At 38.0% G+C, this 21996-nt stretch carries 20 protein-coding genes; 7 read left to right on the forward strand and 13 right to left on the reverse strand.

Going from position 1 to position 21996, the window contains the following annotated elements; translation table 11 throughout:
* Nucleotides 1-141: 141 nt before the first annotated feature.
* Nucleotides 142-642, reverse strand: a complete 501-nt coding sequence (locus AC2JBO_RS19125) for a YcxB family protein (RefSeq protein WP_496955236.1) — start codon at nucleotides 640-642, stop codon at nucleotides 142-144.
* A gap of 453 nt (nucleotides 643-1095) precedes the next feature.
* Between AC2JBO_RS19125 and AC2JBO_RS19130 the strand changes: the two genes are divergently transcribed.
* On the forward strand, nucleotides 1096-1581 hold the full coding sequence (locus AC2JBO_RS19130; protein WP_496955237.1) for a hypothetical protein: 486 nt from the start codon (nucleotides 1096-1098) through the stop codon (nucleotides 1579-1581).
* Between the two features lie 12 nt (nucleotides 1582-1593).
* Here the strand turns inward: AC2JBO_RS19130 and AC2JBO_RS19135 are convergent, their stop codons facing one another.
* Nucleotides 1594-3000: a BCD family MFS transporter gene (locus AC2JBO_RS19135; protein ID WP_496955238.1), complete on the reverse strand. Its 1407-nt coding sequence runs from the start codon at nucleotides 2998-3000 to the stop codon at nucleotides 1594-1596.
* A gap of 1112 nt (nucleotides 3001-4112) precedes the next feature.
* Between AC2JBO_RS19135 and AC2JBO_RS19140 the strand changes: the two genes are divergently transcribed.
* Nucleotides 4113-4379: a hypothetical protein gene (locus AC2JBO_RS19140; protein WP_496955239.1), complete on the forward strand. Its 267-nt coding sequence runs from the start codon at nucleotides 4113-4115 to the stop codon at nucleotides 4377-4379.
* A gap of 19 nt (nucleotides 4380-4398) precedes the next feature.
* Here AC2JBO_RS19140 and AC2JBO_RS19145 read toward each other — a convergent pair whose 3' ends face one another.
* The 5 genes from AC2JBO_RS19145 to AC2JBO_RS19165 form a co-directional block, all read right to left on the reverse strand.
* The gene (locus AC2JBO_RS19145; RefSeq protein ID WP_496955240.1) at nucleotides 4399-5283 is read right to left on the reverse strand and encodes a multicopper oxidase domain-containing protein; all 885 of its coding nucleotides are present in this window, start codon (nucleotides 5281-5283) and stop codon (nucleotides 4399-4401) included.
* Between the two features lie 473 nt (nucleotides 5284-5756).
* Entirely contained in the window at nucleotides 5757-6425 is a 669-nt protein-coding gene (locus AC2JBO_RS19150; RefSeq protein ID WP_496955241.1) for a response regulator transcription factor, read from the reverse strand.
* Between the two features lie 51 nt (nucleotides 6426-6476).
* Entirely contained in the window at nucleotides 6477-8024 is a 1548-nt protein-coding gene (locus AC2JBO_RS19155) for a cation:proton antiporter (protein ID WP_496955264.1), read from the reverse strand.
* A gap of 89 nt (nucleotides 8025-8113) precedes the next feature.
* Nucleotides 8114-8923, reverse strand: coding sequence for a glucose 1-dehydrogenase (locus AC2JBO_RS19160; RefSeq protein WP_496955242.1), 810 nt, complete (start codon nucleotides 8921-8923; stop codon nucleotides 8114-8116).
* A gap of 18 nt (nucleotides 8924-8941) precedes the next feature.
* On the reverse strand, nucleotides 8942-9157 hold the full coding sequence (locus AC2JBO_RS19165) for a Fe-Mn family superoxide dismutase (RefSeq protein WP_496955243.1): 216 nt from the start codon (nucleotides 9155-9157) through the stop codon (nucleotides 8942-8944).
* Between the two features lie 72 nt (nucleotides 9158-9229).
* On the opposite strand from AC2JBO_RS19165, the gene AC2JBO_RS19170 reads away from it, so the two are divergent.
* The 4 genes from AC2JBO_RS19170 to AC2JBO_RS19185 all read left to right on the forward strand — a co-directional run bounded on the left by AC2JBO_RS19170 (nucleotide 9230) and on the right by AC2JBO_RS19185 (nucleotide 14007).
* Nucleotides 9230-11944 carry a cation-transporting P-type ATPase gene (locus AC2JBO_RS19170; protein WP_496955244.1) on the forward strand — a complete coding sequence of 905 codons (2715 nt, stop codon included), beginning with the start codon at nucleotides 9230-9232 and terminating at the stop codon, nucleotides 11942-11944.
* A 221-nt stretch (nucleotides 11945-12165) separates the two neighbouring features.
* A complete protein-coding gene (locus tag AC2JBO_RS19175; RefSeq protein WP_496955245.1) occupies nucleotides 12166-12708 on the forward strand; it encodes a hypothetical protein in 543 nt (180 codons plus the stop codon).
* Nucleotides 12709-12751: 43 nt separating this feature from the next.
* Nucleotides 12752-13429 (forward strand): potassium channel family protein, encoded by a 678-nt coding sequence (locus tag AC2JBO_RS19180; protein ID WP_496955246.1) that lies wholly within the window; start codon nucleotides 12752-12754, stop codon nucleotides 13427-13429.
* Nucleotides 13430-13434: 5 nt separating this feature from the next.
* Nucleotides 13435-14007 carry a DUF3124 domain-containing protein gene (locus tag AC2JBO_RS19185; protein ID WP_496955247.1) on the forward strand — a complete coding sequence of 191 codons (573 nt, stop codon included), beginning with the start codon at nucleotides 13435-13437 and terminating at the stop codon, nucleotides 14005-14007.
* Nucleotides 14008-14022: 15 nt separating this feature from the next.
* Here AC2JBO_RS19185 and AC2JBO_RS19190 read toward each other — a convergent pair whose 3' ends face one another.
* Nucleotides 14023-15576, reverse strand: coding sequence for a cation:proton antiporter (locus AC2JBO_RS19190; RefSeq protein ID WP_496955248.1), 1554 nt, complete (start codon nucleotides 15574-15576; stop codon nucleotides 14023-14025).
* A gap of 92 nt (nucleotides 15577-15668) precedes the next feature.
* Nucleotides 15669-16934: a sensor histidine kinase gene (locus AC2JBO_RS19195; protein ID WP_496955249.1), complete on the reverse strand. Its 1266-nt coding sequence runs from the start codon at nucleotides 16932-16934 to the stop codon at nucleotides 15669-15671.
* Between AC2JBO_RS19195 and AC2JBO_RS19200 the strand changes: the two genes are divergently transcribed.
* Nucleotides 16933-17553, forward strand: a complete 621-nt coding sequence (locus tag AC2JBO_RS19200; RefSeq protein WP_496955250.1) for a hypothetical protein — start codon at nucleotides 16933-16935, stop codon at nucleotides 17551-17553. The two genes, AC2JBO_RS19195 and AC2JBO_RS19200, sit on opposite strands and share 2 nt — an antisense overlap.
* Here AC2JBO_RS19200 and rppA read toward each other — a convergent pair.
* The 4 genes from rppA to AC2JBO_RS19220 all read right to left on the reverse strand — a co-directional run bounded on the left by rppA (nucleotide 17550) and on the right by AC2JBO_RS19220 (nucleotide 20712).
* Complete coding sequence (rppA, locus tag AC2JBO_RS19205; RefSeq protein WP_496955251.1) at nucleotides 17550-18227, reverse strand: two-component system response regulator RppA; 678 nt, start codon at nucleotides 18225-18227, stop codon at nucleotides 17550-17552. The genes AC2JBO_RS19200 and rppA overlap by 4 nt on opposite strands.
* A 349-nt stretch (nucleotides 18228-18576) precedes the next feature.
* Nucleotides 18577-18771 carry a hypothetical protein gene (locus AC2JBO_RS19210; RefSeq protein ID WP_496955252.1) on the reverse strand — a complete coding sequence of 65 codons (195 nt, stop codon included), beginning with the start codon at nucleotides 18769-18771 and terminating at the stop codon, nucleotides 18577-18579.
* A gap of 22 nt (nucleotides 18772-18793) precedes the next feature.
* The gene (locus AC2JBO_RS19215; protein WP_496955253.1) at nucleotides 18794-19993 is read right to left on the reverse strand and encodes an acyltransferase family protein; all 1200 of its coding nucleotides are present in this window, start codon (nucleotides 19991-19993) and stop codon (nucleotides 18794-18796) included.
* Between the two features lie 437 nt (nucleotides 19994-20430).
* On the reverse strand, nucleotides 20431-20712 hold the full coding sequence (locus tag AC2JBO_RS19220) for a hypothetical protein (protein WP_496955254.1): 282 nt from the start codon (nucleotides 20710-20712) through the stop codon (nucleotides 20431-20433).
* Nucleotides 20713-21996: the final 1284 nt, after the last annotated feature.

The raw sequence follows: 21996 nt of genomic DNA on the forward strand, positions 1-21996 counted from the left end.
TTAGGATTATGGTGAGACGATTGGCATAAAATTTTACGCAACCAAACTTTTCAAACATCCTCTTAGAGTTTTTTGGAATTTATTGGTTTTCATAGGTATTCTCTGTTGAACAATGATTTTGGTTGGTACAATGAAATGTATTTATTTATTGGGTAAAGCTCTACGCAATAATTCTCTAAATTCATTAATTTGCTCATCACTACTAAAAGCCCGTTTGGGAAATAAATTGAAACAGTTACGAGATTGATAAACCATAAATAAATTTTGAGTTTCTCGCCAGCGAGTATACATCAACCATTTAATTCTTGCTTCTGATAATGGCGTGGTAATCTGTAATCCTTCTTCGGTCGTTTCTACAGTAATTTCGTTTTTCAAACCAGGTTGACTATTCCAAGTACGTTTAATCATGAAATTACTAAAAATACGAAAACTGAAATATACCACAACCAGCAAAAACAAATTAGGCAAAAATACATTTAGCAAATCGCTCAAGGTAATATTTTTTTGTGTCAGTAACGGAAGTACTGGTATTAGTAGAAGTATTACAATCATTAATAGGTAATATCTCAATAATCCTTTTTTGGCGTGAGCTTGATTCGCTTCTTTAATGTCGTTTACATTCAGGCGATATTCAAATTTCATGGCAATACTGTCCACTTGTGTTTTGGTATTGAGGTAAAATTCTGCCTCTATTGTCTACTTCGTTTGAAACTGGAGCTTTATGCACCGGGTAGTTAGATCACGAATGTGAATTCTTGCCATTGTATTAGTCTCCTTGTCTCCTTGTATCAGAATAACTGGTTAACCACTTCTCTCCTATCGCTCTTTACAACTGCTTTTTCGGTTTATGCACTCAGTCGTAAAATATTTTTGGATAATCTCAAGGATGTAGCGAACGCCCAACAAGAGAGCATTTATGTTAACGCCGAAATTATATTAATCTTAAGATGATCTTAAGGATTATTTTTGGAAAAAACGCGCTTAGATGTATGTGGTTCGTCATTCTAATACTTTTATAACAATAAATTTAATAATTTAAGAAACTTTTATAGCAATGTTTTAGTCATCAAAGCTTAAAGATAGAGGTATATAACTATGAATACTTTTTTTAGTCGAAGATTATTAGGTTTAGCAGGGATATCATTGTTAGCCTTCTCTGGGTCTGTGTTACCAACTCATGCACAAGAAGCAAAAACACCGAATTTATATGAACTGCAAGGTCAGAATCTGCGGATTACATATTCAACATCTAGCATTGATGGTAAACCATCTTTTGACTATCAGGACAAGCAGCAGAAACTCCACTTTGCAGGAGAACAAATTCGTACACAAGACGTGGGGATTGGGCAGTTGGTAAGTGTTACAATTCGCCGTACAGTGGACACAGGTTCAACCGAATTTAGTTTGCTTGTGCCGAGTGTCAACCTTGGACAAAATAACCAGGTAAAAATCGCCACTGACGGCATTACAACATTGCAACGCTTTTCTGTAGTTCCAAAATTTAACGTTGGGCAGACACAGACCTACACAATAAAACATCTTACTGGCACAGCTAAGGCTGTTGAGTTTATTCGGCGATAAGTACCTCGTAATTCACTTTTGCTCAACAGAGGCAATAGCTTGTTGGGCGGTTGTTTGAAATTCTGCAACATTGACTCGGTTGAGTAACTGAACCGCCCAAATCATCCCCAGTGCTGATGTCGCAAATACGAGACTATAAGCTAACACAGGCGTAGAGAGCAACCTGCGACCTAAATCCAAAAGTACACCTCCTCCTACTGTTGCTAGAGCTTGAGCCAATGCTTGAGCTAATCCCCAAGCTCCAAGAAATGTCCCTGCTGTTTCTTGTGCTGTAAGATCAAGCATTAAAGTGACTGCCCCATTTGTTAGTAATCCACCACATACCCCCAGCACTAAGACGGCGCTTTTTAGCACGACTTGATTACCAATGAAACCACTAGCAATCACCAACCCAAAACTAATTGCTACTGCCCAACATCCCAATCGAGCCGTTTTTTGTTTACCTAAGCGAGGTACAATCACAAAACCAGCAATGCTCATTCCAACTAAAACACCAATCCCCCAGCAAGCGTTCAGCAGGGCGCCTTGAGCTACCGTCATCTGAAATACTTCGCCACCGAAAGGTTCTAGAATCGGTTGTTGTAAGAATAAGCTAATTGTCATTACTAATAAAAAGCTGAAAAATAGTGCAGTTTGGCGGCTAGCTGTCAAAACTTTGATTGCTTTAGCCATGCTGATACGTTTTTCCTGGTTGTTCAACTTAGAACGCGCGGCGAAGCGGGAGAATTTTTTTTCAACACCAATCGTCGCAATAAACCCAAGACAAACCACTACTATAGGTAAGATAATAAACAAACGATTGACTGACGGTTGTAAAGTTTGTAATGTGAGTCCTTGGAGCAACTTTTTAGTAATAACAGCTCCAACTACAATCCCAACCATTAACAGTGACCAAACAACCCCCACTAATTTGGAGCGGTTGTCCTCATCAGAAACATCCACCAGTAAAGCGGCATAAGTTGTTGAGCAGGCATCAACACAAAGACCATATAAGGCAAACACGAGTCCCAAGAGTACAGCCCAAGCCGTGCTTTGTAGCGTCCACCCAGAGGCTACGCTTTTGCCTAACTGCCACACAACTTGTACAGCAAGAAACGCAAAGACTGCCAACACTGATAAACCTGTCCAGATATATCCGGTGCGGTGATAGCCCCAAAGCTTTTTAGCATCAGACATCTGCCCAAACCATACACGACCCGGTGAAACAAACAAAGTCATTGCCGTTGTGCCTGCTGCAATTGTAGCTGGGATTGCTAGGAGTTTTGGATCAATCATTACGCGATTGAGTACACCTAGTGTTAAAACTGACATGATGCCTAACCCCATCTGGAATAAACCCAGCCGAAACATGGTTAGAAAATTGACCTTTGGTATAGTCATAGAGTTTTTTTGAGAATCAAATAAATTACTGCTTGTCATTGCGATTAAACCACTGATAGCTATTAAACCACTGATAAATACCGTTTTTATTATCGGCGCCGCAATTAGTTGGTAGTTCCCAATAAGGCGATACCCCCATTTTCTACGCAGGTAATCGATGTTTTGTCAAAAGTTCTGCTATGAGGCACCATCGTGGAATAAGCTGTCAGAACTACCTCACCAAACTCCTAACTCATTACCTTGCTGAATTTTTGGACATAAATAAAACATTTATATGGTCTTTTTTTACTTTGTTAGTTGGATACTTATAATTTTGCTTCAATTAACTAAAATATCGCAGCGTCACTTTAAAGTCTAGTACAGGGAACGCGGAAATATCTTTCGATGAACTACTGGTATAAAGAGTAAAAATGACAGAATGCAAGTTATAATCATTATGCAATGAGTGAGGTAAAACGAAGGCATTAGAACATCAACATCAAAAAAAGAGAAGATAGACCAAAATAAAATTTGTGGAATACTTCCAACTAGAAAAAGACCTTCGCTTAGGAAAATAAGACGTGAGGTAAACCAGGAATTGTGTTTACCAAATAAAAGCTGAAATACGAAAACTCCAGGTAGAAGCAAACCTATAGAGGCGACGTTCAAAGGAAAAGGTGCTTTGAAAAAGTTATTATAATATTGAAATGAAATAGTTCTGCTAGCTCTCTCGAACACTTCGCCACTTGTGATTTGCTGATATGGGGTGAATAAAAACCATATTGTAAAAACTACAGCTAGAAGAAATATTGTAAATCTGGCAGAATTATTCATAATACAATATAATACTGAGTATGTTTTTAGAATCTACAGATTCAAGCAAAGGAACTGAAGAAAGTACAACTATGAGTCAGAAGTCAGATTGATAATTAGCTTATGTATTAGTAGTCATGCAAACACTTCAAGTTAGATTTAATGTTCATTAATTATATTGCATAGTTTATAACTTTTTATACAGTTTAGCAAAAGATACTGTTGCTAGTCAGGCGCCATCGTGGGCACCGCCAATTTACAATTACTCATTAATATATACAGCGTGGCTAAAATAACTTACCAGGAGCGAGAAGCGCGGAAAGCCTGTAAAATAAGGTTTTTTTCTTTTGAATGAGTGAATGAGTGACTTTTGCCTTGTTGCACTAGTATTCAGCAGAATGCCGTTGAGTAAAAGATTGGTGGGTGGGCTAGTTCCAGGTTTGGCTTGCATTCAGCATTTTACTTTACGCTTGATTCTTTGGCAAAATGGCTTAATTCCCTGGAACTACGCTTGTTTACTCAACTATGCTACCGACCGCATGTTTCTGCAACGAGTCGGTGGACGTTATCGGTTCATTCATGAAAAGCTGCGCGAGCATTTTGCCCAATTGCCAATGCCTGATTAAGTAGTTATACTGCAAACGGTTAAAATATAAACGCCACACGCCAAAACTGTTGTTCATTCGAGTTCATACGAATCACGGCAGGTGGATCATAATTTCCATTACCTTGATACTTAATCGGTACTGTGTTAATTGAAATGTCTTTTGACGGTGCATTGCTGTCGTTGGCAAACTTTGGTGATACTTCCATGTCACGCAGAACAAACACCCGTTCGGGAAGTTGAGCAGCTTGGTTGTTAAACTTCTTAATGCCTTCAACAATAATGGCGCCTGTTAATCCGCTAAGTACTTGACCTTCGCTTTGCATGTGGATGTGTGGATGATACCAATACATTCCAGGCGGTTCTTGCTTCGGTAGTTGCAGGTTATATCTAAAAGACTCGCTTGGCTGAATTGTTGTACTCACAACTTCATCCTGATTGCACGCTGGGGACACGTTTAAACCGTGGAAGTGAAGACTGGTTGAATTAGATGGCGCCATTCCTTTAATAATTCCTCCAACACATTGCTTGATTCCTGGTTGTGCTTGACCTGGTAATTTGTTCGTCAATTGCAGTACGAGTTCTGCCTTGTTCCCCCCTTTGGGAGTTAATCTAAGCGTTGGTGCTTGTGCGTTACCATTTGCAAGATAGCAATTTTTCTCTCCTGCGCTGATTACCTGCAAGTTCACAGGATTCGATGCAGTAGGATTTTTGATTTCTGGTGGGTTTGTGACAACACTTCCTGGAGCAGGTTGTGTACAAACAGAAAGCTGGGCTTGCACTTGCTGCTGTGGCATAAACATCACAGAAAATATAATAAAAGCACTGCCAGCAATTAACGAATAAACTTGTCTTAGTTTTATTCTCCTAAATAAACCTGTGGTTGCCGATAGCTTTAATGCCGTCCATTTAATAATTCTTAACATGCTGATTTTTCCATTAAATTATTGAGAATTTGTGTACTTAAAGCTCCAAAGATAAATTGGCTCTTATTTTTGGCTAAAACTTGAAATTGTTGGAGTTTAGGCGCCTCTTTTACTTAGAAATAACTTTAATCACGTTATGTGTTCTATTTGGTCAGTAATTTCAATTTGCAGAGAACGCTCCGTAAGTGCCATTCCACCGTAGGGTGCGTGACGCTATAAGAGAATTTCAACGTAGATATTAAGACTTGTAGCGTCACGCACTGGCTTATGATTGTGACAGTATCGTAAGTCCTATTGTAATTCAACATTTTTACACTAATTTTAAGTACAAAGACTTAACTTTAGTTAAGTTTTATCTGGATAATTATTAAAAATTGTAACCCTACTAACTCGTTCCATCACAGGTTGCATCACACTCGAAAATGAAGGTGCAAAACGATAGTTTATTTGGCGTGAATTAAGCACTAAGGAAGCTATCTTTTTAAGCGATAACCTATACCTCTTACTGTTTCTATCCGACTGCTGCCAAATTTCTTTCTTAAATGTCCTACATATACGTCAACTATATTTGAGCCTGGGTCATAATCATAACCCCAAATTCGATTTAATAATTGTTCACGACTTAGTACTTGCATGGGGTGACGCAAGAATACTTCTGCTAAGATAAATTCGCGCGTGGAAAGTTCTACTAAATTATTGCCTACCCAAACTTGACGTGTCAGCAAATCCAAACAAATGTCACCAATTCTTAATGTAGTATCTTCTTGTTGACGGGGAACGTGACGGTTTCGCATTTGTACGCGGACGCGCGCGAGTAGTTCTTCAAAGCGAAATGGTTTGGTAATATAATCGTCGGCGCCTCCTTCTAAACCTGCGACTGTATCATCTACAGTATCACGCGCGGTTAGTACAATAATTGGTAGGGTTTCTCCTCTACCGCGTAAGTTCCTTAGTACGTCAAAACCGTCGAGGTCGGGTAGACCGATATCTAAAATTAATAAATCGAATATTTTACTGTCGGCAATGTTTATTGCTTCGTTACCTGTCGCTACTATCGCTGTTATGAACCCATGTGCTTGTAACCCAGTTTCTAAGAAGGAACTGATACGAGGATTGTCTTCAGCAATAAGTATCTGGTTCATGCGTTGCTGTTTTGAAGCATAGAACTAGGATTCGGCACGATAGTTATAGTATCACGGCTTGGTAGTGTTGTCTGTATGTTGCACAAAAGGGTATAATTCCTTGTTCAACCAGCCAGTTTTAACAAGTTCCGCATACGTATCAGCTTCCACAGCTAGCAGTTCTTCGCATAATTTTTCCTCGGTAAATTTCTGCAAACTCGGATATTCTAAATGCATTTTATCTATTTCTGCTTGCAAACGGCTTAGTTCTGCCTTAATCAATATTTCCTGATTACTATAAAATTCTGGCTCTATACCTATACGGTTTTCTAATTGTGCTAAATGTTTCAGTACACGATTTAGTGCTACCTGACGCGCTATAGCTTCCGAATATATTTGACATGATGCTTGTTCGTCTACAAGGTGCAACTTTTCTAACAATGGCTTTGTAGTTAAACCTTGTACTAGTAATGTAAACAAAACTACACCAAATACTGTAGCTGTTATTTCTTGCTTTGCTGGAACAGCAGCAGATACACTTAATGCAAGTGCGATAGAAACTGAACCTCGTAATCCTCCCCACCAAACAACTGTTTGGTAATAGATTGAAATTTTTGATTTAGCCAGGAAGTTGCTTAAAGCACTCAACAAATAAATCGAAATTGCCCGTGCGAGTATCATGGCACTAACTGTGATGGCGATGATAACAAAATTCGCCTGCAATATACCGAAACGAATTTGGTCGCCAATCAGCAAAAACACAATAGAATTTACAAAAAAGGCTAAAAACTCCCAAAACTCGGTAACAACGATTCGCGTGCGTGGGTTCATGCCAACACGGGAACCAAAATTACCCAATATCAAACCGCAAATAACAACTCCAATTACTCCAGAACCCCCTAAATCTTCAGTAATTAAGTAGGTTCCATAAGCGGCAACTAAAGTTAGAGATTGTTCTACCAAAGGCAAATCAAAACGTTGCGTTAAATAAGAGATACTAAATCCAATTAAACAACCAACTGTAATACCAATACCAACTACTAAGAGAAACTTAACAATTAGAGGTTGTAATCCCAATTGTGCAGTTCCGTGTTGTAATGTAACTAAAAATCCAAACGCGACTACAGCCATGCCATCATTAAATAGACTTTCACCTTCCATTAATGTAGTCAAGCGTTGCGGGGCGCCGAATGAGCGGAACAAAGAAGTTACAGAAACCGGGTCAGTTGCAGACAAACTGGCGCCTATTAATAAAGCAGTTGTTAAAGATATTTCCGCAAATAGATTTAATCCGAGGGCAATACCTATGATTGAAATTACTACACCGAAAACGGCATATAAACAAATTGGTATTAAATCTCGTTTCAAATTTGACCATTTTAAATTCCAAGCTGCTTCAAATAGTAGTGGGGGTAAAAAAATAATTAAAATTAGCTCTGGTGATAGACTCAGTAGCCTTATATCTACCAAAGCTAATATTAATCCAACAATCACTAATAATAATGTGTAAGGAATTTGACGTAGCCAACTGAATATTTGTGGTAGCGTCGCAACACTCAAAGAAACTGAAAGTACTAATAGAAAAGATTTCAGATTATTCTGGATGAGTTCTTCTGTCATATTTATAATTAAGGTTGATACGTCTTTGAAGGTGCGTGACGCTACTGGTTTTGTTACTATATTGAAGTTTGTTATTGGCGTCACACACCCTACGCTGACCACGCTTCTCGAAAGTCGGCATATAACGTTAAACCTCCGTCTACAAAGAGTGTTTGTCCTGTAATATATGCTGCTTCTTCAGATGCTAAAAATGCTACGGCAGCAGCCATTTCTTCTGAGATTCCAGCGCGACTCATTGGGATATGACTTTCCACAACTGCTTTTTTTTCAGGGTCATTAACCCATTCTTCATTGATAGGTGTTATGGTAGCACCTGGCGCCACACCGTTGACACGAATACCTCGATTTGCATACTCTAAGGCTAGAGTTTTCGTCATGTTTTCCATTCCGCCTTTGCTGATAGAATAGCTCAGGTAAAGTGGTCTTGGAATAATTTCGTGAACGCTGGAAATATTGATAATTGCTCCAGAACGGTTTTGTGAAAGCAGGTGTTTGATGGTTTCACGCGCGCACAAAAAAGCACCTCTCAAATTTACATTTAGCACAGAGTCAAAATCTTCTGTTTTTATCTCATGCGAAGGACATTCTTTCTGAATTCCAGCATTGTTAATTAGTATATATGAACTACAAAATTCCTGAACTACGGTATTGACCATATTCACAAAGTCTTCTTCTTTAGAGACATCACCTTTAATTAATAAAGACTTAACACCGCAATTGTTAATATCTTGGCAAGCTTTCTCCATTGCCATGTCTTGGGTATCTTGGGCATCTTCAATGTTTTTACGGTAGTTAATAGCTATATTACAGCCTTCTTGCGCCAAACGAATCGCTATTACCTCGCCAATACCCGAAGTGGCGCCTGTAATTAGAGCGTTTTTACCTTTTAATCCTTTCATTGTATTTTCTTTTTCTCCTTAATTACTCAATCTTACTTTGTTTGTTGTGCTAGTGAAACACCTTGTTGAGGTGGAGAGCGGACGGTTTTGATATCTTAGATAGTAAGCATGTTTCCAAACGTCATTACCCATAATTGATTTAGTATCAGAATCAAATGTGACTAAAAAGTGACAGCAAATTAGGTGGTTCCCAAGGTTGAGATTATAATTATGTGTCTCAAGAAGGATAGTCACATTTAAATCACATTTATTTTTGACAATAAATACAAGCAAATTTTTTACATCCAAATTATTAAGATACAGAATATGAGAGTAGAAGGAAAAGAAATAATTCAATCAAGCCAATGGCATCAACTATCTATAACAGAAATTACTCGCCATTTGGAAACTGACTTGGAAACAGGTTTAACTCAGTCTGAAGTTGCGCGCTTACAATCACATTTCGGTGCCAATGAACTCAAGGGTAAACCAGGCGCCAGTCCGATAGTAAAGTTTTTACAGCAATTTAATCAGCCGCTACTATATATATTACTAATTGCAGGTGCCATTAAAGCACTAATTGGGCAGTGGGTAAATGCTTGGGTAATTTGGGGTGTAACGCTAATTAATGCGATTATTGGTTTTATTCAAGAATCCAAAGCTGAAAATGCTATTGCTGCTTTAGCATCTTCGGTGCAAACTAACGCCACTATTATCAGAAGTGGTAAAAAAATACAAGTTCCTTCCACTGAATTAGTACCTGGGGATATAGTATTACTAGCTTCGGGTGACAAAGTACCAGCAGATTTACGTCTTGTCCAAACGCGGAATTTACAAATCAATGAATCTGCGCTAACAGGTGAATCAATCGCAGTTGAAAAAAATTCTCAACCTGTTAATCTTGATATTCCTCTTGCAGAACGCACTAACATGGCTTATGCTGGCAGCTTTGTCACATTTGGCACTGGCAGTGGTGTTGTTGTTGCAATTGGAGAAGCTACAGAAACAGGGCGCCTGAGTCAGCTAATTGAACAAGGAACAAGTTTAAAGACTCCATTAACTCGTAAGTTTGATAAATTTAGTCGGACTTTACTATATATCATTCTTGGTATTGCAGCATTAACATTTGCAGTTGGGCTAGGATATGGTAATTCTTGGGCAGAAATGTTTGAAGCTGCCGTTGCTTTTGCAGTTAGTGCTATTCCTGAAGGTTTGCCAGCAGTAATTACGGTAACTCTGGCAATTGGTGTTTCGCGGATGGCACGGCGCCACGCAATTGTTCGTAAATTACCAGCAGTGGAAACTTTAGGAGGCGCCACAGTCATCTGTTCTGATAAAACTGGCACTTTGACAGAAAATCAGATGACAGTACAAAGTATTTACGCAGGAGGTCAAGATTATAAAGTTACAGGAGTCGGTTATGCGCCATCTGGGGAAATCTTATTGAATGAAAAGCAAGTTGACTTTAATACTTCACCAATTCTTGTAGAGTGTCTAGTTGCTGGACTTTTATGCAATGACGCGCGGTTAGAACAAAAAGACGGACAATGGCAAGTTGTTGGCGACCCAACAGAAGGAGCATTAATAGCTGTTGCAAATAAAGTCGGACTTAACAGAAGCAATTTAGAGCGCGAAATCAAGAGACTTGATGTAATTCCCTTTGAATCTGAGTTTCAATACATGGCAACATTGCATCAAGGAAAGAAACTTTCACCTAATACTTATTACTCGACACTCAGCACTCAGCACTCAGCACTCAGCACTATTTACATTAAAGGTTCAGTAGAAGCAATTCTAAAATCTTGTCAGCAGATGTTAAATGCAGAAGGTGAAGTGGTGCCTATACAAGCTGATAATATATATTCCTCTGTTAATACAATGGCTCAACAAGGTTTAAGAGTATTAGCTTTTGCCAAGAAAAATGTGCCTACAACTAAAAACTCTCTTGAACATAAGGATATTCAAAACGATTTGATTTTTTTAGGTTTGCAAGGGATGATTGACCCACCCAGAAGCGAAGCTATTATAGCAGTACAAGCCTGTATTGAAGCTGGTATTCAAGTAAAAATGATTACAGGCGACCATGCTGTAACGGCACAAGCCATAGCCAAGCGCATGGGATTTAATAAAAATGGCGAAACCATAGCTTTTACCGGACAACAACTTGCCCAAATGGATAATCAACAACTAAAAACAGCTGTTGAAGATGGGGTCGTATTTGCTCGTGTGGCGCCAGAGCAGAAATTGCGTATTGTTGAGGCACTACAATCTAAAGGCGAAATTGTTGCGATGACAGGTGATGGTGTTAATGATGCACCTGCACTAAAACAAGCAGATATTGGTATTGCAATGGGAGGCGCCGGAACCGAGGTAGCAAAAGAAGCTTCGGATATGATATTAACAGATGATAATTTTTCTTCGATACAAGCTGCGGTGGAAGAAGGGCGAACCGTTTATCGTAATTTGCTCAAAGCTATTGCTTTTATATTACCAGTCAACGGCGGCGAATCGATGACGATTTTGATTAGTGTGTTATTTGCCAGAGTGTTACCTATATTATCTTTACAAGTTCTCTGGTTAAATATGGTTAACTCCATCGCCATGACTGTACCTCTGGCATTTGAGCCAAAGTCGAAGCGAGTAATGCGACAACCACCACGCAATCCTCGTCAACCGTTACTTTCTGCCAGTTTAATTAAACGTATCGCATTGATTTCTGTTTTCAATTGGATTTTGATTTTTGGCATGTTTGAATGGATAAGACAAACGACAGGAAATATTGACTTAGGACGTACTATGGCAATTCAAGCTTTAATTGTTGGCAGAATCTTTTATCTTTTAAGTATTAGCAAGCTAGGTGCAGTCACTATCGGTATTGTCACAACTATAGTATTACAGATTACTTTTAGTCAGTGGAGTGTAATGAATAATTTGTTTTCAACGGCGCCGCTTAATATAAGTCAATGGTTAATTTGTTTTGTCGCAGGTTTACCAATGATTTTAGTCGCAGCATTAGCTAATCGTTTTGACCCTCTTGATTAAGCTTTAGTAGCCTAACTAGTGGTCTGTGTCATTAATTTTGGAGGGTTTGTAGCATAGGCGTCTCGCCTGTGCATAGGTCAGGCAAGATGCCTAACCTACGGGTTATTTTATATACTACCAAAACTTTTGACACGAACCACTAGTCACTTTCTCTTCACATTTGTGATCAATACTAAAGACAAATTAGGCAATAGCTCATTCAGTAGTTTATGAGAGGTAAGATGGTTTCTGCTCAACTTCAACATGCTATTGGTATATTTCCTTACCGTCAACATGTAGTACAGGCATTTGAGGAGCTTAGAAGTAATGGCTTTCCGATGAATAAGATTTCTGTAATCACCAAAAAACCTAAAGATGAGCAACTTGACAATACTGACAATATTGAAACGAGTGAAAGTAATATTACTCCATCAGAAGGTGCAGCAATGGGCGCATTAGCAAGTGCTAGAACAGCAGGTTTACTTACCTTGGTTGTGGGCTTGGGTGTTTTGTTAATTCCAGGTTTTGGTCCCGCACTGGCTGTTGAGTCTGTTTTAGTTACTCTTTTGGGAAGTGGAGCTAGTGCAGCTGCTGGTGGTTTAATTGGCGCACTTAGAGGTTGGTTTCTTCCTGAAGAAGCAGCTAAACTTTATAACGACCGAGTATTTCAAGGAGAATATTTGGTAACAATGGAAGGAACAGAGGATGATATCCGTCGTGCTGAACCAGTTCTTAAACGTTGCGGTATTCAGGAGTGGCGTGTTTTTGATATTCCTAAAAGTTAAAGTGTAAAGTGAAGTAGGAAGTCAAAAGTATCAGGAGCAGCCAATGTACGTGCTAATTGGTGGAGCAGGCTTAGTGGGACTAAGTTTGGCTCAAAAATTGGTAGAATTAGGGCATACTGTCGCAGTTATTGACATTGACCCTAATGCTTGTCACTATGCACGTGAACAAGTAGGAGTAATGGCTTTTGAAGGAAGTGCAGTTAGTACAGAAGTGTTGCTAGAAGCTGGAATTCGTAAAGCCGATGCCTTAGCAGCTGTTCTCCGCAGTGATGCTTTAAACTTGGCGATGGTGACTCTCGCTAAACATTATGGTGTTACCCATATTATAAGTCGGATGCTTCATCCTGATTTTGCTGAACCGTTGCGTTTGGTTGGAGCTAACCATATTATTAGTACCGTTGATTTAGCGGTTAATACAATGGTAAATGCCATTGAGTATCCGCAAGTAGAATCAATGATGCATTTTGAGCAAGGACAGATTGAGGTTTTGAAACTTTCTATCCCAAACAATTGCTATGTTATTGGTCGTAGCGTTGCCGAAATTGCTCAAGATTCCCGTTTTCCTACTGGTTCTCTAATTATTGGCTATCAATCTCATCCGTATGAAGATTTAACGATTCCTAACGGTAGTACAGTACTGGCGCCTAATTCAACTGTGCTAATTGCAACAAAACCTAGTTCACTACATCAAGTTATTGATTTTATCGAAGGTTGTAAATAAATTTAATGAAGCTGTATACACATTTTTTTTTGTTTCTTGCGTTTATTTTTCTTGCATCTTGCACATCATCAGAGAATCAACTAGAGTCACAATCAAATACTAATCAAATAAATCCATCTCAAAAAGTGGTGACTTTAGATAAAAATTTTAAGGTAGCAATAGGTAAAACTGTTTATGTACCTATCTATTCCTATATTTATCACTCTGATAAAAAAGAGGCTTTAAATTTAGCAGCTACCCTTAGTATTCGTAATACAGATTTGAATCGACCTCTGATTATTACTTCTGTGCGTTATTATGATTCCGCTGGTAAATTAGTCCAGCAGTCTTTGAAGCAAGCTATTCAACTAGAACCACTAGCTTCTACAGATTTTTTTGTACAAAGAAGTGATATTAGTGGAGGTTTAGGAGCAAATTTTATTGTCGAATGGGTATCTCAAACTGAAATTTCGGAACCGATAGTGGAGGCAATTATGATTGCTACTGAATTTCAGCAGGGAGTTTCGTTTATTAGTACTGGCAAGGTAATCAAAACTCAAAAAACTAATAATGCTTTATTTCCAAAACCAAGTTCTTAAGTTCTAAAAAAATTATTAATCATCTTCTAGCTTCAGCAACTGCTCATCAATTTTTTGAAGCCGTCCACGGACAATTTCTTCTAAGAGAATTCGTTTACGTATTGCCTCGTTTAATGCAGCTTTCTCAGCTAATAGCAAGCGACGACGAATAGCATCAAGTTTTTTGTATTCTCCACTTTTTGTATCATACTCATCTGGGCGCCGTCGATTATATAATTCTCGTAATGCCTTTTCTGCACTTGCTATTTGCACCTGGTAAGCTGAACGCATTTCTTCATACACAGCTTTTGGTAATACGCCTGTTTTCAATAGCGTGTCTAACTCATCTTGCGCTGCTTTCGCTGTAATTAACTGGGCTTGTAATTGTTCAACCTGCTGCTGTGACTCTGAAAATTTTGATAAGTTTAAGCGTTTTACTAACCAAGGTAAGCTCAACCCCTGCACCACTAAAGACAATAGTACACAGCCAAAGACTAAAGCGATTAGACTTTCTCGCCCTGGTAGTGTAGTGGGTAAGCTTAACGCCAGAGCCATTGAAAGCGAACCTTTAATGTTGCCTAAAAATAGTAAATGTTGCCAGCGCGCTGGAATTGGACGGTCAAAGAAACGCACTATACCTAGCAAGGGATAGACTGTAATAATTCGTCCGACTTGATACGCCAAAACTGCAAGTAGAATAGCAGGTAAAGTTTTCCAAAGTGTTACCAGGTTAATTTCTACACCAATCAGTAGAAAAATGAAGGTGTTGACAGTAAAACTGGCATACTCCCAGAAACTCAACAAGGTAATGCGACTAGAAGCAGAAGTTTTGTCAAGCCCTAAATTGCCAAAAATTAATCCAGCTACAACCACAGCTACAGGACCTGATACACCTATAAATTGCCCAACCTGAAAAGTTCCTAATGCAACTGCAACAGTTAGTAAAAGACTGCTAAGGGGATCATCTAAACGGTTAAATATAGGTATACACAAGTAACCCAAGACTAACCCTACAAGGCAACCCCCTAAAGAAATAAATAGTAGTTGCTGGACTCCTTCTGAAAACGTAAGCGAACCTGTCGAATATACCTGTACAATCAGGTTAAACGAAACTAAGGCAGCGGCATCATTAAACAGAGTTTCTCCTTCAACAATAGTGGAAAGCCGTGATGGTACTGGTATTTCTTTGAACACAGCAATCATGGAAACCGTATCTGTGTTTGCCAGAATTACTCCTATAAATAGAGCAGGTATCCAAGTTAGTCCTAACCACAATTTCAACAGGACGGCAATAATAGCACTAGAAAATATAGCTCCTGGTCCAGCTAGGAGGGCTATTGGTTTAAACGCATTACGCAGGCGTGGGATGTCTGTATTGATACCAGCTTCAAATACGAGAATTGGCAAGAAAAGATTTAAAACAAGGATTGGGTCTAGACCAACGCGGCGAGACAGTAGCTCAGTAATTGGCAAACCTGCCAATACTAAACCTGTAACATAAGGGACACGAAGGCGCCGTGTTATCAGGGCAACACCTGTAGCTAGAAGCAGGAGAATAATTGAAACAGTGACTAAGGAAGAAACATCCACTTTGGTTTTACTCGTCGTTATCTTGCCTGCTTTTAGCTTACCAATCAAATGTGATTAAAAAGTGATATCAATACACAAAACTCATAGTGCTTCTACAATGGCAAAATAATTTTAAAAGTCGAGCCTCTATTTATCACACTTTTGACTCGGATATATCCTCCGTGTGCAGAAACAATTTGCTCAACAATAGATAACCCCAAACCATATCCACCAGTTTTGCGCGCGCGTTTTTTATCAACTCGGTAAAATCGCTCGAAAATATGCGGTAAATCAGCTTCCGGAATGCCTATACCAGTATCTATAATTTCAATCACTGCCCAAGAAGACTGAGCAAATAAATTCAGCTGAACTTGCCCACCAGAAGAAGTATATTTACATGCATTAGTTAGCAAGTTAACTACTGCTTGATATAGTAAATTAGCATCTCCCAGTACAATTAAATTATTTGTTGGTAATTTATAAGTAAGATTGATATGCTGTGTAATTTCTAGTTTTGTAAATTCGGAAGCTATCTTTTTTAGTTCGCTCTTTAAATCAACCGGTTGCAATGAGTCGGGAGGTAATCGACCTGCATGACGTGCTAGAATTAGCAAGTTATTGACCAACGTACTCATTGACTTTACAGTATCAACAATATTCTCAAACCGTTGACGTTGCACAGAAGGGTTATTAGAAATTAATCCATACTGAGCATTGCTATTAATTGCTGATAAGGGTGAGCGTAATTCATGGGAAGCATCAGCAGTAAAGCGTTGTAGTTGGTCATAGCTTTCACGAATTGGTTGCATTGCTAATCCTCCTAACCACCAACCAGCTAAACCAATAATAAGTAAAGTTGCTGGAACTGTTAAAAGTAAAACTAAGCGTAACCGAGCCAAATCATTTTGAGTGTATGTTAGTGGTGTTGCAACTTGAAGATAACCAATTAATAAATCATCTTGATATATGGGAAGTGTTAACTCACGCAACCAAGCATTTCGGAACGTTCCTCTAACTTGATGATACCCAGGTTTTATTGTATGAAATCCTAGAGTTGTTAAACGCTCAGGTGGAGTGGCGCCGAAAAATTGTACCATTTGCTTTTGGGTATTGTACCAACGCGCGTACACTAGGTCACTATCCACTGGTGACACGTTACTACCTAATAGCGGCACATTTTCCAAATCAAGCTGTTGCTTAAATGTGTCATACTTTGCATTTATTGCTATGACTCTAGATTTTTTATCTAATAGTTGGTCGAGATTTTTTAATGAATCTAAAACTTCTTGGTAATATAGCACTGAGGCAAAAACTACCAAAATACTTCCCATTGTTAGAGTAAACCACAAAGCTAAATTACTACGGCTGCGACTAAACATGACGAATCATACTTTTATTTCAATGCTCTACTGGTTACAAAAGCTACATTATTCTCAATTCGCACTTTTGTTACTGCCACTGCTTTTGATTAGTTTTGCTTCTTGTGGTGAATCGTTAACAAACCAAATATTAAGCCGTTCATATAATACCACAAGTAAGCTACAAGCAGACAAACAAACGGTAAAAGTACAACTTGCAGTTAACGCACTAATTACCGCAGTTGAAGTTGAAAAAAAGCGAGATGATACTGTAGTTGAATATCAAACAGAAGATTCTGCACTCAAAAAATTAATATTTGTTCTACCAGTTACAGACGTAAATGCTGTTAAAACTATAATTGCCCAAGAGATGGGACAAACACAAGCGAAAGAAATTTTACAAACTGGTAGAAAAATGCAAGTCCGGTCTGCATTTAAAGTTTTAGGAATTTTAGCTGAAATTAAAAATAATCTTGGAGTTACTTTAGTCACGGTTAATACAGCTAACTCTGTACTTCAACATTTAGAGTTCGAGTATCCAGTTACTGACCTACCCACAATTAAAGCAACGCTAATTCAACAATTAGGATTATCTAAAGAAGATATTTCCAGATTTGTCAGTTATCGAGTTACAAACTAATTATCCGGCGCCTTTAAACTATAACCCATACCATAAACTGTTTTTATCCAATCTGCGGTGCCCACAAGTTGCAAGCGGTTCCTTAACTTACGTACTAATACGGTTAGTGCATTGCTTTCTGGCTCAGAACCCCATTCCCACAATGCCTCTTCAATTTGCTCGCGCGTTAAAATTTGATTCTGGTGACGCATTAAATACTCTAGCAACTGACTTTCGCGCGGTGATAATTCTACAGTCTGTTGGTTACGTTCAACGGTTAATGTATCCAGGTGCAGTTGCAGGTCACTAACACGAAGAGTATTTCCCACCCAAGTAGGGGAACGTCTACCCAAAGCACGCACGCGCGCTAAAAGTTCCACTAAGTCAGCAGGTTTCACAAGATAGTCATCTGCTCCCGCATCTAAACCCTCTACTTTATCGAGTGTAGTATCCTTGGCAGTAAGCATCAACACAGGCGCCATTTTTCCAAGAAGTCGATACTGCCGACAAAGACTTAACCCGCTAACGGTTGGTAGCATCCAGTCTAAAATAAGCAAATCGTATTCCTTTTTAGACAAAAGCCACTGTGCAGTGTCGCCATCTTCAACACCATCTACAATGTATCCAGCTTCAGACAGCACACCTTGTAATGGCTCTAACTGTTCTGGGTCATCCTCTACAAGTAATATCCGCATATAATATATTCAGTAAATAATGCACCTAAAATTGCTAACTTTTATTTTGAGAGTACAACAGTCGAATTCACTTTATATCTTCCATTAGCCACATTTTTTCGTCAATATCCGATTTGTTCATAATTCCATCACATTCTCAGAATAATTTGTAAATATATAGTTTGTGTATCTTCATAACTTCAATTTCACACCCTGTCGATTCTTTGTCTTATTTGAAAGAATCGATTTTTTTATGTTTTTCAGAGCCTTGAAACTAGATTGCAAGAACAGTCGCAACAGTTAAAAAAGCTAGACAAGTTGCGACAATCTTAATTGCTTTTCTTTCTTTACCTCATATAATGTACAACATTTAAGCCAAACAAATCAAAAATTTATAACTGACTTGATAACATAGCATCATCTCGTACATATGATTTTCTCCTTGGTATATCCAAAGATGAGTAAGTAGGACATAAAAAGCGGTGATACCGCGCATTCCATCTAGAAAAGGAAGACGAAATTTTCGTTCATCATAAATTGTTGTCTGAATAGAGTTTTCAGTCATAATTTACACTCTTAAAAATTATTTATAGTTTTTTTGTATTCGTCGATTGTTGAATATTAGCATCTTGTAATTTTCGCTTTTGGAGAAAATTAGACATAAATGGTCTTTCAAACAACAGGTAGAAAGGGTAAGCGAAAAGTAGTGATGCAATTGTACCTAGCAGATAAGATGCAGTCGCAAATGTACCAGCAGGTAATTGTAAGTTGAATAAACCGTAACGGACTAATGAAAGTACTGGACCATGAGTTAGATATAAACTATAGGAAATGGTTCCTAAGTCTACTGCAAGAGGATGCTCGAATATCTTTAAAATTAGAGGTGCCTTTTTAGCATCAGTGATAAACTTTGTACAGTAAATAAATAGGCAAGCGCTTGCTATTCCGAAAAAGCTATGACCTATCCATATATGTAATCCTAGCTTCCTCCACTCAGTGATAAAAGCAATAATAGTAAATACAATACTGAGCGTTCCCCAAGGTAGAGAATTTCTCATACTTACTAACTTTGGTTTAGTCGAAAATCCTATTTCTGCTGCTGCCATTCCTAAAGCGAATACTCCAAGATACCAAGGTGAAGCTGACTCAAACAACCCATTTAATAAATATATAGGTAAGAGACTAATCACAAAGGCAGTAATTACAGATGCAAGCATTCCCATACGGCGCCAAACTGGTAGTAATATTAATGGAAATATAAAGGAAATTTGCCACTCTGTTGCCACACTCCACATTGGTGGGTTTATAGTCATGTGAGTGACGGGACTAAGATTATGAACCAATAGTAAGTGAGACAACACATCAATTAATGTAAATTTTGGAGAGAATGGTCCTTCAGAAGCAATCTCATCCCATCGAAATTGACTAAATTTCTCTAGCAAAAATACTACAAATGCTAGTAAGAAACAGAACAGTAAAGCTGCATAATAGGGTGGTAAAATTCGACGTGACCGCCGCTTAATATAGTCAACCAAAGTACCTGAAATATAACCACTCTGGGAACGCGATACCGGAAGCATTAAAACATAACCAGATAGAGCTATAAAAATTGCTACTGCAAATCCACCATATCTAAGCGTTTTCCCAAATAGTGACCAGAATAGAGGTAATGTTGCTCCCATTTGTGGCTCAATATGGACAAACACTACATATAAAGCAGCAAGTCCACGTAAACCATCTAAATAATGAAGACGTAACCGAGAAGATTTTTCTATAGGCTTATTCATTGATTCACTCTCCAACTAAATTGGTAGTTTGTTAGGTAGATGTAAAATGTATTCTTTACGCGCTCACATGATTGTTGCGGGGAGCAGGCTGTGAAGTTAGACCTGCATTCGCTTGTCTATTCTTGATAACTCTTGCTGGTACACCTACTGCAACCGAATAAAGAGGAATATATCAAAGTGACAACTGAATCGGCGCCAATAACACTTCCTCTGCCAATAGTCACTCCCTATGCGAACTGTTACCGCATGTCCAAGCCAACAGTCATCTTCAATAACAATTCCTTTTTTAATTACAGAGTTATACGTCGTACTCATGTTCATGTCGCTAAAACATGATGTGAAGTAAAGATTCCTGAATGATCTCCGATAAAACAATACAACATAATACTAAGATAAAAAATCATTACTGATTAAATTAAACTGATTGCATAAAAAAATTAAAGATGTTGTGGGCAATCACCAAATTGCTCTATTAATTCTTCAACAAGTTGTTGATTGGAATCTCTCCAAGTTTCACTAATATGTTTTTGCATCCAGACAGAATTGATTGTGACATTTTCGTGATATCTACAAGTCAATACTCTGTCTTGAGACGTTTCTACTTGTTTTATTTGAGTAGAAGATTCTCGCTTTTGAATACCTTGCTCCCATCCCCTAGGAGTTAGATGCCACTCAGTCCACTCGCTTAGATTACCAGAATTAGGATAGTAAACGTTCATGTGTTTTCCTCAAATAAAACTTGTTTAACTGATTAAAGCATACGAGTAAAATCGCATTGCTTTCGTTACGCATTTTTTGCTGATATACTTTTAGTAATCATTTTTAGCTTTAATCAATGAATGCAAGTACATCCATTAATATTAAGCAAGCTTTCATTAAAAAGCATGACATATACAATTCCTCTTTATTATTAAAAGCTTATATATCTGAAAATTCATTTTTCAAGCTATAAGCTGAGGTCGTCTAATTATCAAAGATTACTTGCAAATATATGACTATTTTGTTCTTATGTTTTGATTTATTTTTACTACTATTCTCTGATCATAATCAAATATACAATCTGCGATATTAGCAGGAGATACCTATATAAATTTCGGTATAGCGTTTCCTAAGCAAATGAGGTACATCTAATTCTTTGCTATTAAATAAGCAGCATCAAAAACGTACTTCACGCTTACCGGGAAACGCTATATCTACATCTATATCTATATATTTGACTTGACATCAACTTATTGAGTAGTAGTTATACAAATCACTCATAAGCATACTGAACTTAGTTATTGAGTTTGTTATACACACTCAAATACTGATTTTATTTTGACAACTTGCTAACTAGTAACTATCGACTAACACTGTTATCAGTACTTATGAATTAGTAATATACTATCTGCTATCACTAATTAGTCGCGTGGTTCCAGCTGGAGAATAATACAATTAAGAATCGTGATTATAATGCAAGAACAAAATACAGACTTACATAAAGTAATATCAGTAAAAGTAAAAGCTGTAAATTTGAATACAAGTATGTCCGTATTGACCCATTAGACATACATTCTTTAGTTACAACCTACTTCTAGGTGTCAACCTTCTCAATATATTAAGTCAGATATTCCAAGTAGCGGTTAGCAACTTGAGCAACAAAAATGTCAAAAAAGCTACATCTGCTGGAAGTATCTGAGAATTTTGCTTATATTAAAATTACTATGGTGGAGTCTCGCCTACTTCAGCCATTTCGTTGAAGTTTACCATCGGCGCAAACATGTAAGCACTCCCCCGATTTCGATGGCGGCTTTGCTGTATGTAGTTTTCAGAGGCTGTTAATATAATCATAGCAATCACGGTGGGTCAGACCTTTGAGCTACCTTTTTGCCCTTGAATCTGAAGAGTTTACATTTATTCTTGCAATCAAGAATAACATAAGCATTTTAAAGTAAGTGTAAAATATTTAAAGTCTTTATAACGTTTTGATGAAGTTATGTAACAATTTGTTGCGGTAGACGATA

Source organism: Calothrix sp. CBUCES-K 9914, from assembly GCF_059640475.1.